This window comes from Bradyrhizobium sp. JYMT SZCCT0428, assembly GCF_018131075.1.
Taxonomy (GTDB): Bacteria; Pseudomonadota; Alphaproteobacteria; order Rhizobiales; family Xanthobacteraceae; genus Bradyrhizobium.
On the sequence record NZ_JAFCLS010000062.1, the window covers coordinates 24,978 to 39,513 of the forward strand.

Here is a 14,536-nt window from a genome sequence, read left to right on the forward strand (position 1 = left end):
CCAGCGACTGGTGGCCTCGTCGAAGCCTTGGCGGAGACGGGTGCCGGGCATCCACGTCTTGGCGGCGGATTACGGTTTCGTGATCCGCTCGCGGTTTTGCTGGATGCCCTTTGACTGCATCAGGGTTCTCGCCGATGCTCTCCAAAAAAGGGGAGGCGGCATTGCGCAAAGCGGAATGGCAACGACTCATCGCAACGATCGGCGGAGCAGTCCTGATGCTCGCCATGCCGTCTTTGCTCAACGCTCAGCCCATCCCCGGTGCGCTGCCTCAATCGGCCAAGGCATTGTCGCAAGGAGAATGGCCGGCCTATGCCGGGACCTACGCCGCGTCGCGCTATTCGCCCCTCACGCAGATCGAGCGGACCAACGCGAAAAACCTGCATGTCGCCTGGCGCTGGAAGTCGCCGGACATGGCGGTCAAGGAAGCCAATCCGTCCGTCGGCCCGACCCGCGCCCATGAATCGACGCCGCTGATGGTTGGGGGCGTGCTTTACACCTCGACGTCGCTGTCACAGGTTGCCGCCGTCGACGCCGTCACCGGCGAAACCAAATGGGTGTTTGATCCCAAGGTTTACGAAAACGGACTCGGCATGCCCGCCAATGACGGCTGGCTGCATCGCGGCGTCGCCTATTGGCGCAATGGCGAAGACGAGCGCATCATCATGCTCACGGCATTTGCGCAGATGATCGCGCTGGATGCGAAGACCGGAAAGCCGGTGCCGGGCTTCGGCAATGACGGCCGGATCGATCTCACGCAGGGTCTGCGCCGCGAGGTCGATCGCGACTACTACACCATGAGTTCACCACCGGTGATCGTACGCGGCGTCATCGTGGTTGGATCGTCTGTCATGGATTGGTGGCGGAAAAGCCCGTCGCCGCCCGGCGACGTACGGGGCTTCGATGTCGTGACCGGCCGGCTACTCTGGACCTTCCACACCGTGCCGCAGGGCGAAGAGGCCGGCGTCGAGACCTGGCAACGGGATTCGTGGCGCGAGGCGGGTAACGCCAATGTCTGGGCGCCGATGAGCGCGGATGAAGAGCTCGGCTATGTCTATCTGCCGGTGAGCACGCCGACCAACGATTACTATGGCGGCCATCGTCCCGGTGACGGGCTTTACGGTGACAGCATCGTGTGCCTCGAAGCAGCCACCGGCAGAAAGGTTTGGCACTACCAGCTCGTGCATCATGGATTGTGGGATTACGACACCCCGGCAGCGCCAACTCTGATCGACGTCACAGTCGGCGGCAAAGCGGTCAAGGCGGTGGCGCAGGTGACCAAGCAGGCGTTCGTCTACGTATTCGATCGCGTCACCGGCCAGCCGGTATGGCCGATCGAGGAGCAGCCGGTGCCGGCTTCGACCGTTCCCGGTGAACTTGCATCGAAGACCCAGCCCTTTCCGACGAGGCCGGACCGATCGACCTTCAGGGCGTGCGCGACGAAGACTTGATCGATTTCACGCCTGAACTCCGTCAGGAGGCAAGAGACATCGTGGCGAAATACGATCACGGTCCGCTGTTCACCCCGCCGTCGGAACGAGGCACCATCCAGGTACCCGGCGTCGCCGGCGGCGGCAACTGGGCTGGTGCCGCGATCGATCCGGACACCGGCATGCTCTATGTCGGCACCTACCGGCTGCCGTTTGTGGTCACCGTTCGCAGGCCAGCGCCGGCGGAGTCGCGCTACGACTTTATCGGCGAATTCCGTTACCTGTCCGGGCCGCGTGGCTTGCCGCTGCTCAAGCCGCCATTCGGCAGCATGCTTGCCATCGATATGAACAGCGGCGAACATCGCTGGCGGATACCGATCGGGCGTGCCGAGCTTATTCCGACCATTCAAGCCTTGGGCATACGTGAGCGGCTGGGATTTCCTGCACGCAGCTGGGCGCTGATCACGAAAACGGTGATGATCGTTGTACAGTCAGGCTATTTCGGCGCGCCGCGACTGCCTGCGGGTGGAACGCGTCGGATCGCCGATCTCAACAATTTCAGTCCGCATCTGTGGGTCTACGACAAGACCTCGGGCGAGATGCTGGCAGAGATCGCGGTGCCGGCCAACGCCGTCGGCGCGCCGATCACCTATATGGCCGGCGGCAAGCAGTTCGTCGTGTTTCCGGTCGGAGGCGGTCCTCTGGTAGAGGAATTGATCGCGGTCTCGCTCTGACGGGCAGGGCGCTGTGATAGTATTCGCATTTCCGCGCGCTATAAATCCGGCATGGCGCACGCACACCACCACCACGACCATTCCCATGAACGTGACCACGCCGGGCACAGCCATGCGCCCGACAGTTTCGGATGGGCATTTGCCGTCGGCGCATCGCTCAATGCGGCGTTCGTCGCCGCCGAGCTGGTCTTCGGCTATGCCGCCAATTCGCTGGCGCTGATTTCGGATGCCGTTCACAATCTCTCCGACGTGATCGCGCTGCTGCTGGCCTGGGGCGGGGCGTGGCTCGCGCAGAAGCAACCGACCCAGCGGCATACCTATGGCTACCGGCGGGCCTCGATCCTCGCAGCGCTGTTCAACGCCGGCCTTCTGCTGGTCGCGGTCGGCGGCATCATCGTCGAGGCGATCAATCGCCTGCAGGAACCTGCGCCGGTGGCCGGCAGGACCGTCGTGGCGGTCGCCGCACTCGGCATCGCCATCAATGGCGGCACGGCCCTGTTGTTCATGCGCGGCCGCCATGGCGATCTCAATGTTCGCGGTGCCTATCTGCACATGGCCGCCGATGCCGGCGTGTCATTTGGCGTGGTGGTCGCGGCCCTGGTGATCATGTTCACGGGATGGCTGTGGGTCGATCCCGCGATCAGTCTTGCCATCGCCGGTGTGGTGCTCGTCAGCGGGTGGGGGCTGGCGCGCGACAGCGTCAATCTCGCGCTCGACGGCGTGCCGCGCGGCATCGAGCTGGCAAAGGTCAGGGACTATCTCGGCGCACTCGATGGCGTCTCCGAAGTGCATGACCTCCACATCTGGGCCATGAGCACCAACGAGACCGCGCTGACGGCGCATCTGGTGCGGCCTGACGGCAGCGACGACGCATTCCTGCATCGGGTCTGCGAAGAGCTGTCGCACCGGTTCAACATTCACCACGCCACGCTGCAGATCGAATCCAGCGGCGCGGTCTGCAAGCTGGCGCCAGCGGAGCGGGTGTAAGGCGATCTGCCTCGGTCCGTTTGCGGTTTGTACGCCGCGAGGGGCCATCCTGGCGCAGAAAATCAAATAATTGGCGCACGATCGCAAGTCGGACGCGGGCTATCTGCTAGAGATGCCTTGCCGCTTCGAGCCGGCTGCTTTCGGTTGCGCGATTTTTGCTGCGGCATCTCTCAGGTTTCAAAGCAGGCGAGCGGGCCAAGGTGCGTGCGGACATCGCTGCGTTCGACGACATGGTTTCAAGGCGAAACGTTGAAGAGGCATGTGAACGGGAAGCCGGTGACCGGTTGGCCTGAACCAGCCGATTGTTTCTCGATTCAAGGACAGTCATATGTTGCGATCTGTGCCCGGCCGAGTGGCGATCTTCATCGATGGCCCCAATCTTCACGCAACCGCCAGGGCGCTCGGTTTTGATATCGACTTCAAGCGCCTGCTCATGGAGTTTGAGGGCCGCGGTTCGTTGTTGCGGGCATTGTACTACACGCCTGTCAGTGAGGATCAGGAATTCCCCTCGATCCGCCCTTTGATCGACTGGCTTGGTTACAACGGCTACACCGTCATTACCAAGGTGTCGAAAGAGCTCGCCGACGCCGGTGGTCGCCGCAGGATCAGAAGCAGCCTGGATATCGAACTCACGGTCGACGCGATGGAGCTTGCCGTGCATCTTGACGAAATCGTGCTGTTCTCCGGGAATGGCGCTTTCCGCCCGCTGGTTGAATCGCTGCAGCGGCGGGGTCTCCGTGTCACCATTGCCTCGACGATTTCGAGCCAGCCGCCGATCGCTGCCGAAGAATTGCGTCGTCAGGCGGACGGGTTCATCGACATTGCCGAACTGCAAACCAGAATCGGCCGGGAGCCAGCCTGACTTCAGACGTCAGCGCCGTCCTCAAATCAGCCCCGTCAGCCGCAACGCCACGCCCGCCGCGCAGGACCCCGCCAGCACCCAGAGCATGCCGATGTTTAGGCGGAAGATCGCGGTCGCCGCCGCAGCAGACAGCACGAAGGCGGCGATATCGATGCTCGACAGCACGGGCATGTCGAACGACAGCCCGAGCGATCGAACCGGCGTGGTCTGCCGGAACAGCGTATGCAGCGCGAACCAGATCGACAGATTGAGGATCACGCCGACCACCGCGGCAGTGATTGCGGTTAGCGCGCCCGCAAGCCCCTTGTTGCCGCGCAGGGTCTCGATGAAGGGCGCGCCGAGGAAGATCCAGAGGAAGCAGGGCATGAAGGTGACCCAGGTCGCCAGCAATCCGCCGAGCGTCGCTGCCATCATCGGCGGCAACGTGCCCGGATCGCGAAAGGCGGCCATGAAGCCGACGAACTGCAGCACCATGATCAGCGGGCCCGGCGTGGTCTCGGCCATGCCGAGACCGTCCAGCATCTCGCGCGGCTGCACCCAGTGATAGTGTTCGACCGCCTGCTGCGCCACATAGGCCAGCACGGCGTAAGCGCCGCCGAACGTCACCATCGCCATCTTCGAGAAGAACAGCGCGATCTGGCTGAACACATTGTCCTGACCGAACGCGATCAGCAGCGCGGCTACCGGCACCAGCCAAAGCAGCAGCCAGACCGAACTGACTTTCAGCGCCTTGGCGACGCTCGGGCGGACATGCTCGGGCAACTCCTCGCCGAGCAGGCTGTCGACAACGGCTGTTTTCTTGCCGCCACCGCCATGTTCGACCGCGGCGAATTCCGGCCGGCCGCTCCGGGCGCCGAGATAGCCGATGACGCCGGCGGCGATGATGATGATCGGGAAGGGGACGTTGAAGAAAAAGATCGCGACAAAGGCGATGCCCGCCAGCGCGATCATGAGCCGGTTGCGCAACGCGCGTTTGCCGACCCGCACCACCGCCTGCACGACGATGGCGAGCACCGCCGCTTTCAGCCCGAAAAACACCGCCTCGACGAAGCCGACATTGCCATAGGCCGCGTAGATATAGCTCAGCCCCATGATGGCGATGATGCCGGGCAAGATGAACAGGCCGCCGGCCATGATGCCGCCGGCGGTCCGGTGCAGCAGCCAGCCGATATAGGTGGCAAGCTGCTGCGCCTCCGGCCCAGGCAGCAGCATGCAGTAATTCAGCGCATGCAAAAACCGGCTCTCCGAGATCCAGTTCTTTTCCTCGACTAGAATGCGATGCATCACCGCGATCTGGCCGGCGGGCCCGCCGAAACTCAAACACGCCACCCGCAGCCAGACCCGGAACGCCTCGCCGAAGCTGATGCCATGCGCGTATTCGCTGGTGGCACCGGCTTCGGCTGTCTTGTTGATCGTTGCGTCCATTACGACTTCGCCTTGTTGGTCGGCCAGTTGTGGGTTTCGCCGGTCGCATCGCGGCACCAGCGATAGAAGGCGTCATACAACGTGATGCCGGCCTCCAATTGCTCGAGATCATCGTCGAACATCCGCGACAGGCCGAGCGAGGCGGCCAGCAGCCCGGGTGCTTCCGGCGAAAGGTCGAGCCGGCCGGTATCGGCGGCGCGGACCATGGTTGCCAGCCGCAGCAGAGCCGGCGTTGCCAGGTCAAATTCCTCGACCATCACATCGAAGGTGCAGTTTTCACCGCGGTGGCTCCAGAACACGTTCTCGACGTCGAACGGCGCCGCGTCAAAGCGCTCGCCGACCGCGAGCACTTCGGACGGTGCAACGAACAGGAACACCGCGTTTGGATCGACAAATCTGCGAATTAGCCAGGGGCAGGCGATGCGGTCGATCTTCGGCCGCGCCCGGGTGACCCAGACGGTGCGGCCTCGCGCATCGCGCGCGGGCAGCTTTGCGGCCGGCACCAGCGGCAGCTTTGCGGCCTTCCAGCCTTCAAAGCCGCCTTCGAGCGTTTCGGCCGACACGTCGAGATGCCGTAGCCAGGCGGCGGTGCCTTGCGCGAGCTTCTGGCCGCGCAGGCAAGCCACGATGGCGGGACGGCCGGAGAACTCCTCGCCCCAACTAGCGGCGTCCTGATGGCTGCGCCTGACCGCGCCGGGAATCAGCCGCGGGTCGGCGGCGAAATCCTCGTCGGTACGGACGTCGATCAGGACAGGCATGTTCGCCGTGCCGATCAACCGTGCAAGTTTATCTGGAGATATCGTGGTGTAGGATGACATGGTTGCGCCCTCGTCAAGAGAAAACGGGCGCGATACTTGGGCATGTCGCCTCGTGGGGAGATCGCAGCGTCCCCATGCGCCGAATTAACCGCTTGCCGGTTCGGCTGTCAACCTTGCAACCTTGCGCCGGTGCAGATTCCGACCTAGCCTGTTTCGCATCGGGGACAAAGCAGGCTCCCCGTCAGACGGTCCGCCGTCCAAGCTCTGCGCACCGCTCGACGTGTCGAGTTGCGCATGAAAGCATGGATCGATGGCCAGCATCCCCTCGGAATCGAACGTCTCGTCGGCAAATTCGCTCATCACGCTGCTCTATGTCGCGCGGGGCTTGCGCGGATTCGGCGACGGTTTTGCGATCATTATCCTGCCGGCTTACATGACGCTGCTGGGTTACGACGCCATCGCGGTCGGCATCGTTGCTACTGCGTCGCTGCTGGGAACCGCGCTGCTGACCTTGATCGTCGGCTGGATCGCCCCCCGCCATGATCTGCGGCCGCTATTGATGTTCGGCGCCGGCCTGATGGCGGCCACCGGGATTGCGTTCCCGGGCGTCGAGCACTTCGTCCTGATCGTGCTGGTCGCCTTTATCGGCACCATCAATCCGTCAGGCGGCGACCTCGGCGTGCTGGTGCCACTTGAGCACGCCGTGCTGGCGCACAGCGCGACGGATGAGCGCCGCACGCAGATATTTGCCCGCTACAGCCTGATCGGGGCGCTCGCCACCGCGGCGGGATCATTGGCGGCGTCGCTGCCTGATTTTCTCGTTGCCGGCGGCAACTCCCAGCTCGGTGCATTCCGCCTGATGTTCTATGCCTACGCCGCGCTCGGTATTCTCTGCGCCGCGCTCTATCGTCGCGTTCCGCATACACGCGGCGAGGAGCGGGCGCCGCAGACGCCGCTCGGGCCTTCGCGCGGCACCGTCTACAACCTCGCCGCGCTGTTCAGCATCGATGCGTTCGCCGGCGGTTTCGTCGCGCAGTCGTTGCTGGTGCTGTGGCTGTTCGAGCGCTTCGATCTTTCACTATCCGCGGCGGGCTTGTTCTTCTTCTGGTCGAGCACGCTGAGCGCCTTCTCCTATCCGGTCGCGGCCTGGCTCGCCAGGCGTATCGGCCTCGTCAACACCATGGTGTTCACGCACATCCCCTCCAGCGTGTTCCTGATCCTGGCGGCGTTCTCGCCCAATCTGTATCTGGCGCTGGGCTTACTGTTGCTGCGCTCGGCGCTGTCGCAAATGGACGTACCGACCCGCACGTCCTACGTTATGGCGGTGGTGACGCCGGCGGAACGTCCCGCCGCCGCCAGCGTCACCGCCGTGCCGCGCAGCCTTGCGTCCGCGATTAGCCCGGCGATCTCAGGCGCGCTGCTGATGACGGCATTCTCCGGCCTGCCGCTGGTGGTCTGCGGCGCGCTCAAGATCGGCTACGACCTCGCGCTGCTGTTCTCGTTCCGCCACATCAAGCCGCCGGAGGAGAGTGCCCGGGATTAGATTGCGCTGCTGACAAATGCCGCCATCAGGCAGAAGGTATCGCGCGAATGGCTGGGGTTATTCCGCTACGGATCGTACGTTAGCCGCGTCTTCGGCCCAGCCGCGCAGGATCCGGGCGGTGGTGTCATCCAGGGGGAAGAAATTTTCGATGCGAAGTTCCTGCAGCGTAATGTCCTGCGGAATGCCCAGCGTGGCGATGGTCGTAAACAGCCGCAGATCGATTCCGTCCTTGCGGAAATGCATGGGAAGGACTGGCGAGATAGCCAGTTCGGCGGGGGGCGCGTGGACCGCGGCCTGCACGCCTTCATACGCGAGCAATCGTTTGAGAAGCGCTGCGGTCTCGGCTGATCCGTCGGCGGCAGCGTCAGCTTCCACGCTTCGGATGAAATAGCCGACGACTTCGACCCAGTTCACCAAATGCGGCCGCAGCACATCAGGGGCAACCAGCGCGTCGGCCAGATTGATCGGCGTGTCCGGCGGGAGTGGCCCGACCAGGAATTCGACCAGCCGAACGGTTCCGGAATTGCTCTGCAGCAGATTCCAGTGCCGATCGACCGCAACGGCAGGAAACGGCTCCTGCTGGGCCAGCATGAAATCGAGCGCAGTGCGGATTTGGCCGAACTCGGGCGCGGCGAGGTTGGTCTGCCGCCATACCGGCGCAAAGCCTGCCGCGATCAGCAGCGAATTGTGCTGGCGCAGCGGCACGTCGAGGGCGATGGCAAGCCGTATCACCATGTCCCGGCTCGGCGCTGCGCGGCCGAGTTCGAGGAAGCTCAGATGCCGTTGCGAAATTTCGGTACGTCCGGCGAGTTCGAGTTGGGACAGGCCTCGTTTCCGCCGCCACCAGCGGAGGTTTGCCGAAAAGTCCTGCTGGAGCGCCATGAGTACCTGCCAGGTAGTTGCCGAAATCCGGCTTACCGGCAAGATGCCACAAGCAAGCTTGGCAAGACACGGGAGACAGGCATTGGGCGGCGAATGGGTCGGTGTCGCAATTGCATTGGTATCAAGCTCCCTCGGCGGGACTGCGGCGGCGATCACGCGCTATCTCGCCGGCAATACCGATCCGGTCACGATGGCGATCCTGCGCTGGGGCATCGGCTTTTGCTGCGTGCTGCCGGCCGCGCTGCTCCTGAAGGCGCGCTGGCCGCAGCGACGGGATTGGCCCGCCGTCGCCGCACTGGGCTTCTGCTTCTTCGGCGTGTTCTTCGTGCTCTACAACATCGCGATGTCCTATACGACGGCTGCGCGCGCCAGCCTCGCGCTCGCGACACTGCCGTTGCACACCATGGTGGTCGGCGCCTTGCTCGGCATCGAGCCGTTGACGAAGCGGAAGTCGATCGGCGTCGGCGTCGCCGTGCTCGGCGTCTTCGCAGCCCTGGCATCGGGGCTTTCGAGCGCGCCGGCGGGCGCGTGGCGCGGCGAGCTGATCATGACGGCGGCCGTCCTGTGCATGGCGTTCTACAACGTCTGGTCCCGTCCGTTCATCCAGCGATCGAGCGCGCTCGGCTTCCTCACCGTCGGCATGGGCACGGGTGCCGCCGCTCTGATCCTGGTGGGCTCCCTGACCGGGAGCGTCGCGGTCTTGAGCCAGTTCGGAACGGCGCAATGGATCGCAGGCCTCTATCTCGGGATCGCCGGTGGCGCGCTGGCGTTCATCCTGTGGGTGCTGGCGCTGGAGCGGGCGTCGCCGACCCGCGTGGCCAACACCATGACCGTCAATCCGCTGGCGGCGGGATTGCTCGCCACGCAGCTGGTCGGCGAGCCGATCACGCCGAACCTCGTGCTCGGGCTGGTCGCGGTGTTCGCCGGCATCTGGATCGCGACATCGGCGGCGAGTAAGCCGTTGAAGGCGTGACGGCTCACGCCGCGGCGATGGCCTCGATCTCGATCAGGAAATCGGGTCCATACAGTTTCGACACCTCGACCAGCGTTACCGCGGGCGCCGCCGGCGGCGTGACGGAGGCGAAGAAGCGGTTGCGGGCCTCCCGGTAGCGGCCGAGATTGTCCATGTCGGTGAGGAACACCGTGAGTTTGACCAGGTTGGCGGCTGTGCATCCGCTGGCCCGCAGCGCTGTCGTCAGGTTTTCGAACACCCGGTCCGCTTGCGCGGCAAAATCGTTCTTGCCGACCACATTGCCGTCGCGGTCGAGCGCGGTCTGGCCCGCGATGAAGACGAGACGGTTCGGGCTGACGTCAACGATCTGCGAATAGCCGGGCGGGGTGCCGAGTTCGGGTGGATTGATGCGGCGGATCGACGGCGTCGTGTCATCTACCATTGTGGGTCCTCATGATGGCTTTGTCATGGGCGGATGGCTGCGCACCATAAACAGCGCGAGCAGTGCCGCAAGGCTCAGCGCGGAGGAGACGATGAGAACGCGGCTGCCCATGATGTCGATCAGGAGGCTGAACAGCAATGGAGCAGCGGCCTGCGCCATCCGCGCCGGTGCGCCGATGATGCCGAGGCGATAGCCGTAATTCTGGGGGCCGAAGATCGCCAGCGGCAGCGTGCCGCGCGCGATGGTGAGGATGCCGTTGCCGGCGCCGTAGAAGATCGCGAACACGCTGGCCGCGCCGCCTCCGGCCAATGCGAGGATCGCCGCGCCGATCGGATTGGTGACACATGCGAGCTTGGTCGAGACCAGCGGATGAAAGCGGCTGAGGAAGCCGGCCTCGAAAATACGCGCCGCCACCTGCGCCGGGCCGAGCAGGGCGCCGGCGAACACGGCCTGCGCGGTGGTGGCGCCCGCGGCTTCCATGATGCGCGGCAGATGGGCGGCCATTGCACCTGTCACGGTCCAGGCGGCGGCGAACACGAAGGCGAGCAGGATCATGGTGCGGTCGATCGCGATGTGCGGCTTGACGGCGTTCGCCACCGCAGCCTTGGCGCCCTTGACCGCCGGCAGCATCAGCAAATTGATCGGCAACCCGATCAGGATATGCGCCGCCGCCCAGGCAAAGCAGGTGTTGCGCCAGCCGATGGTCTCCAGCCCCCAGGCCGAGAGCGGCCATCCGACCGTCGACGCAAAACCCGCGAGCAACGTGATGCCGGTGATCGAGCGCCGCGCCTCATTGCCGTAGATGCGCCCGAGCGCGGCGAACGCCGCGTCGTAGAGGCCCGCGCCCATGCCGATGCCGAGCAGCAGCCATGCGATGGCCAGCACCGGAATGGAGTAGCTGAACCCAAGCAGCGTCAGTCCTGCCGCGAATACGATGTTGGACATCGACAGCACCGACCGGCCGCCGACCAGGTCGATCTGCCGGCCGACACGCGGGCCGAGCAAAGCCGAGAGCACCAATGCGGCCGAGAAGGCGGCAAATATCCAGTTCGAGGAGACGCCGAGATCGCGTGAGATCGGGTCGGCCAGAATGGCCGGCAAATAATAACTCGACGCCCAGGCCAGCGTCTGCGTGGTGCCGAGCGCGATGATGATGGGGAGGGGGCGTGCGCTCATGGCTTATCTTTTTCGTTGCGCCTGCTTGTTGTCGTTGCCGTCGTTCCAGCGGGCCGGAATCAAGTTGTCTATGATAATAGACAACTTGGAAACCTAGGCGCCATGACGCCAGGTGGCAACAGGCTTGTGTCGCACTCATGCCTGAACCGTGGTCCGTCTCGACCAGTAGAGTGCCAATGGTCCAAGCAGAATACCGGCCGCGAGAACGGCAAACGCCGCCGTCCAGGCCGAGGCGCTCGACGGCCCACCTGCTGCATCCAGCGCGACGCCAAGCGCCCAGGCGCCCAAAGCCGAAAGGCTGAAGCCGACGGTCGAATGCACGGCCATCGTCGCCCCGCGGTATTTCGGGTCCGCCGCCATCGTCATCCCCGATGTCAGCGCGCCGGAATCGGCGGGCACGGTGATGGCGTAGGCCAGGATCAGCGGCAGCAGCAGCCATGGCGATTTGTCGGCGAACGCGCCGATCAAGAGCGCCACGACGGCAGAACTGAACATCACGGCGGTGATGGCGCGATGGCGGCCGAACCTGATCGCGCATTCATTGCCGAGAATACTTGCGGGCATCGCCAGCACGGAGAACAGCACGCTGACCACGACGGGGGTCAGGATCGAGCCGTCCGAGCTCCTCGCCGCCACGAACGTCCAGAACGCCACCAGCCAGGTTCGGATGCCGTAAAGTTCAAAGCAGTGCGCGCCATAGCCGAGAACGAAACCCATCGCGCTGGTGTTGCGGAACACCGGTGCAAAGTCGAGCAGCCGTCCCTGCGCGGGCTTCGGCGTTACCGGCTGCAGCAGGAAGCACACGGAAAGCATCACCAGCGGGCCCAGCGCCGTCACCAGGAAGGCTGCGCGCCAACCCCAGGCTTCCGCGACGAGCTGCGAGATGAGGAACGACAGTCCGACGCCGAACGAGAAGCTTGACGTGTAGAACGTGACCGCGCGCGATGAATCGCCCGGCGCAAGCCGATCGGTCAACGCCTTGAGGCCGGGCATGTAAGCGCCCGCAAATCCGACGCCCGCGATGGCGTTGAACAACGCCCCGGACCAGAGGCCGGTGGCAAAGAGGCCGAACAGCAATGTACCGCTTGCACTGACCGCAGAGCCGGCGATTAGAATCTTGCGCGCGTCGATCCGGTCGGTCAGCGTCGCCAGCACCGGCACGGTCAACATGTAACCCGCAGCGCCCGAGCCTGCGAGCAGGCCGGCCTGCGCGCCGCTCAGGTGCCATTCCGGAATCAGGAACGCCGCGAGAATGGAAGGCACCACGACATGCGGAAGCAGGCTGCCGAGCTGCCCCACGCACATCGCGACGATGACGGATCGACCGTTTAAGGAAATGTGTTTCACCCCGGTTCGTTCAGGACGCGCAGCCGCATCCTGTTTTGCCTTGTTGCCTGGCATTTGCGTCCTCGGCACAACAGGCGTCAACACCCGATGGCGCCGGCCCGCCGCAGCACTGGCTTGCGCCGGGCGCGTCCGCGCGACTGCAAACGCCGGTTTCGGGCAGCACCAGTTCGACACGCTCTGCCGCCGCGTGATCGCCGGCAATATCGGCGGCAATCGAACGGACCTGTTCATAGCCCGTCAGCATCAGGAAGGTCGGTGCACGGCCGTAGGACTTGATGCCGGCGAAATAGAAGCCGGGTTCGGCCTGCGCCAGTTCGCGCGCGCCGTGGGGTCGCACGGTGCCGCAGCTATGCTCGTTCGGATCAATCAGTGGCGCCAGCGCCACCGGACATTCGATCGCCGGATCAAGCTGGATGCGAAGCTCGCGCACGAAATTCAGGTCCGGCCGGAAGCCCGTGGCAACGATCAGCTCATCAAGGACGATTTGACGGCAGCAACTGCCCGCGCTGGTCGCGACGGTGAGGCGAGGGCCATCCGCCGTGATGTGCGAAACCCGAAACTCGCTCTCGACCTTGATGCGGCCGGCGGCGACCAGCGACGCAAAGGCGGCGCCAAGCTCGCCGCGCGCAACCAGCTTGTCATTGGCGCCGCCGCCAAAGGCCTTGGCAGGATCATTGCCTCGCAACAGCCACACCGGCCGTGTCTCCGGCACCTCGGCGGCGAGCCACGCGAGATCGGTCAGCGTGCCGATCGCCGAATGACCGGCGCCGAGCACGGCGACGGTCTTGCCGGCGTAGCGCGCGCGATCTCTTCCGAGAACATCGGGCATGCCGTAGGCGATCTTGCTTGCGGCTTGCGTCTCGCCGATGGCGGGCAGGCCGTTGGCGCCCGCCGGATTGGGCGAATGCCAGGTGCCTGACGCGTCGATCACGGCGTCAGCCTTCACGACCTTCGGGCCTTGCCCGTTCTGATAACGAATTTCGAACGGTGCGGACTCGCGTCCTTTGGTCTTGAGCTTGTCGAAACCAGCGCGGCTGATGTCGGTGACGCGGCTCTTCGTGTGGATGCGATCGGCGAGGGCGGTCTTGGCCGCGAGCGGTTCAAGATAGCCTTCCAGCAATTCCGCGCCGGTCGGATAGTGCTGCGGGTCCGGCGAATTCCACCCCGTTGCCGCGAGCAGACGCTCTGCGGCGCGGTCGATGTTGTACTCCCACGGCGAGAACAGCTGGACATGGCCCCATTGGCGAACGGAATGCCCGACGCTGTCGCCTGCTTCCAGCACGATCGGCCGGAGCCCGCGCTCCAGCACATGGGCGGCGGCGGCAAGGCCGACCGGGCCGGCGCCGATGATCGCAACGGACTTTGCCTCGCTCATGCTGTTCTCCCATCAAACTAGAAATATCGAAATTGATGGCGGCGCAAATTCATGCCGCGGTCTTGGCATCCTTGCTTTCGGCGTTGCCGGTGCAGCATTCCGCCACCAGGAACTCCACCAGTCCTCGCATCACGTCGTAATTGGCATGGCACACGAGTGTGGTTGCTTCCCGCACCTGATCGATAAGACCGACGACCATCAACGTCTTGATGTGGTGGGAAAGGGTGGATGGGGCGATCTTGAGCTTTTCCTGGAGCCGGCCGACCGGCATTCCGGCATCGCCGGCGCGAACCAGAGCGCGATAGATTTTGAGCCGGGTCGGATTGCCCAGGGCTTCCAAATGTGCGGCGGCGTCATCGAGTTTCATGGCGGCAGAATGATGCCCGAATCCGGAGTTGTCAACTATATTTCTAGAATTATGGAAATAGCTACGTGTCCCTCCATCAATGTCCCGGCCTTGAGCTCAGATGCGCAATTGCGCATCGGGGGACCCATACCGCGTGATCTTTCGCTGGTAGCGGAGACCATTCGCAAAACTTCTCCCTGGCGTATGGGTCGTAAGTCTTGGTGCCTCGATTAAGATGAGGCGATCGAGGCGGGCGTTGCGGGGTTTATGGGAGGTCGTT

At 64.3% G+C, this 14,536-nt stretch carries 14 protein-coding genes; 6 read left to right on the top strand and 8 right to left on the bottom strand.

Features of this window, described 5'->3' with window-relative positions; translation table 11 throughout:
• Positions 1 to 161 precede the first annotated feature (161 nt).
• From JQ575_RS38215 to JQ575_RS38230, 4 genes are all read left to right on the top strand, one after another.
• On the top strand, positions 162 to 1,448 hold the full coding sequence (locus JQ575_RS38215; protein WP_212038343.1) for a PQQ-binding-like beta-propeller repeat protein: 1,287 nt from the start codon (positions 162 to 164) through the stop codon (positions 1,446 to 1,448).
• On the top strand, positions 1,430 to 2,161 hold the full coding sequence (locus tag JQ575_RS38220; RefSeq protein WP_212038344.1) for a hypothetical protein: 732 nt from the start codon (positions 1,430 to 1,432) through the stop codon (positions 2,159 to 2,161). Before JQ575_RS38215 ends, JQ575_RS38220 begins: the two co-directional genes overlap by 19 nt.
• Before the next feature lie 51 nt (positions 2,162 to 2,212).
• Positions 2,213 to 3,148, top strand: a complete 936-nt coding sequence (locus tag JQ575_RS38225; protein ID WP_212038345.1) for a cation diffusion facilitator family transporter — start codon at positions 2,213 to 2,215, stop codon at positions 3,146 to 3,148.
• A 352-nt stretch (positions 3,149 to 3,500) separates the two neighbouring features.
• Positions 3,501 to 4,010 carry an NYN domain-containing protein gene (locus tag JQ575_RS38230; protein ID WP_409364873.1) on the top strand — a complete coding sequence of 170 codons (510 nt, stop codon included), beginning with the start codon at positions 3,501 to 3,503 and terminating at the stop codon, positions 4,008 to 4,010.
• Between the two features lie 21 nt (positions 4,011 to 4,031).
• On the opposite strand, the gene chrA is transcribed toward JQ575_RS38230, so the two are convergent.
• Together chrA and JQ575_RS38240 are read right to left on the bottom strand one after the other, a co-directional pair.
• A complete protein-coding gene (gene chrA / locus JQ575_RS38235; protein WP_212038347.1) occupies positions 4,032 to 5,435 on the bottom strand; it encodes a chromate efflux transporter in 1,404 nt (467 codons plus the stop codon).
• The gene (locus JQ575_RS38240) at positions 5,435 to 6,253 is read right to left on the bottom strand and encodes a sulfurtransferase/chromate resistance protein (RefSeq protein ID WP_212038348.1); all 819 of its coding nucleotides are present in this window, start codon (positions 6,251 to 6,253) and stop codon (positions 5,435 to 5,437) included. The genes chrA and JQ575_RS38240 overlap by 1 nt, the downstream gene beginning before the upstream one ends.
• A gap of 250 nt (positions 6,254 to 6,503) precedes the next feature.
• On the opposite strand from JQ575_RS38240, the gene JQ575_RS38245 reads away from it, so the two are divergent.
• A complete protein-coding gene (locus JQ575_RS38245; protein ID WP_212038349.1) occupies positions 6,504 to 7,736 on the top strand; it encodes an MFS transporter in 1,233 nt (410 codons plus the stop codon).
• Positions 7,737 to 7,793: 57 nt separating this feature from the next.
• Here the strand turns inward: JQ575_RS38245 and JQ575_RS38250 are convergent, their stop codons facing one another.
• On the bottom strand, positions 7,794 to 8,618 hold the full coding sequence (locus JQ575_RS38250) for a helix-turn-helix domain-containing protein (RefSeq protein WP_212038350.1): 825 nt from the start codon (positions 8,616 to 8,618) through the stop codon (positions 7,794 to 7,796).
• Positions 8,619 to 8,700: 82 nt separating this feature from the next.
• Between JQ575_RS38250 and JQ575_RS38255 the strand changes: the two genes are divergently transcribed.
• The gene (locus tag JQ575_RS38255) at positions 8,701 to 9,591 is read left to right on the top strand and encodes a DMT family transporter (RefSeq protein WP_249167174.1); all 891 of its coding nucleotides are present in this window, start codon (positions 8,701 to 8,703) and stop codon (positions 9,589 to 9,591) included.
• A gap of 4 nt (positions 9,592 to 9,595) precedes the next feature.
• Here the strand turns inward: JQ575_RS38255 and JQ575_RS38260 are convergent, their stop codons facing one another.
• From JQ575_RS38260 to JQ575_RS38280, 5 genes are all read right to left on the bottom strand, one after another.
• Positions 9,596 to 10,012: a RidA family protein gene (locus tag JQ575_RS38260; RefSeq protein WP_212038351.1), complete on the bottom strand. Its 417-nt coding sequence runs from the start codon at positions 10,010 to 10,012 to the stop codon at positions 9,596 to 9,598.
• 9 nt (positions 10,013 to 10,021) lie between these two features.
• Positions 10,022 to 11,188 carry an MFS transporter gene (locus JQ575_RS38265; protein WP_212038352.1) on the bottom strand — a complete coding sequence of 389 codons (1,167 nt, stop codon included), beginning with the start codon at positions 11,186 to 11,188 and terminating at the stop codon, positions 10,022 to 10,024.
• A 135-nt stretch (positions 11,189 to 11,323) separates the two neighbouring features.
• A complete protein-coding gene (locus JQ575_RS38270) occupies positions 11,324 to 12,493 on the bottom strand; it encodes an MFS transporter (protein ID WP_212038357.1) in 1,170 nt (389 codons plus the stop codon).
• Positions 12,494 to 12,545: 52 nt separating this feature from the next.
• A complete protein-coding gene (locus JQ575_RS38275) occupies positions 12,546 to 13,910 on the bottom strand; it encodes an NAD(P)-binding domain-containing protein (RefSeq protein WP_212038353.1) in 1,365 nt (454 codons plus the stop codon).
• Between the two features lie 49 nt (positions 13,911 to 13,959).
• Positions 13,960 to 14,277, bottom strand: a complete 318-nt coding sequence (locus JQ575_RS38280) for a helix-turn-helix transcriptional regulator (RefSeq protein WP_212038354.1) — start codon at positions 14,275 to 14,277, stop codon at positions 13,960 to 13,962.
• Positions 14,278 to 14,536 lie beyond the last annotated feature (259 nt).

Bases quoted from the DNA above. Each gene is read 5' to 3' on its own strand.
- JQ575_RS38270 (WP_212038357.1), bottom strand. From the start codon at position 12,493: ATGTGCGTGGGGCAGCTCGGCAGCCTGCTTCCGCATGTCGTGGTGCCT.
- JQ575_RS38265 (WP_212038352.1), bottom strand. From the start codon at position 11,188: ATGAGCGCACGCCCCCTCCCCATCATCATCGCGCTCGGCACCACGCAG.
- JQ575_RS38225 (WP_212038345.1), top strand. From the start codon at position 2,213: ATGGCGCACGCACACCACCACCACGACCATTCCCATGAACGTGACCAC.
- chrA (WP_212038347.1), bottom strand. From the start codon at position 5,435: ATGGACGCAACGATCAACAAGACAGCCGAAGCCGGTGCCACCAGCGAA.
- JQ575_RS38275 (WP_212038353.1), bottom strand. From the start codon at position 13,910: ATGAGCGAGGCAAAGTCCGTTGCGATCATCGGCGCCGGCCCGGTCGGC.
- JQ575_RS38260 (WP_212038351.1), bottom strand. From the start codon at position 10,012: ATGGTAGATGACACGACGCCGTCGATCCGCCGCATCAATCCACCCGAA.
- JQ575_RS38245 (WP_212038349.1), top strand. From the start codon at position 6,504: ATGGCCAGCATCCCCTCGGAATCGAACGTCTCGTCGGCAAATTCGCTC.
- JQ575_RS38250 (WP_212038350.1), bottom strand. From the start codon at position 8,618: ATGGCGCTCCAGCAGGACTTTTCGGCAAACCTCCGCTGGTGGCGGCGG.
- JQ575_RS38240 (WP_212038348.1), bottom strand. From the start codon at position 6,253: ATGTCATCCTACACCACGATATCTCCAGATAAACTTGCACGGTTGATC.
- JQ575_RS38280 (WP_212038354.1), bottom strand. From the start codon at position 14,277: ATGAAACTCGATGACGCCGCCGCACATTTGGAAGCCCTGGGCAATCCG.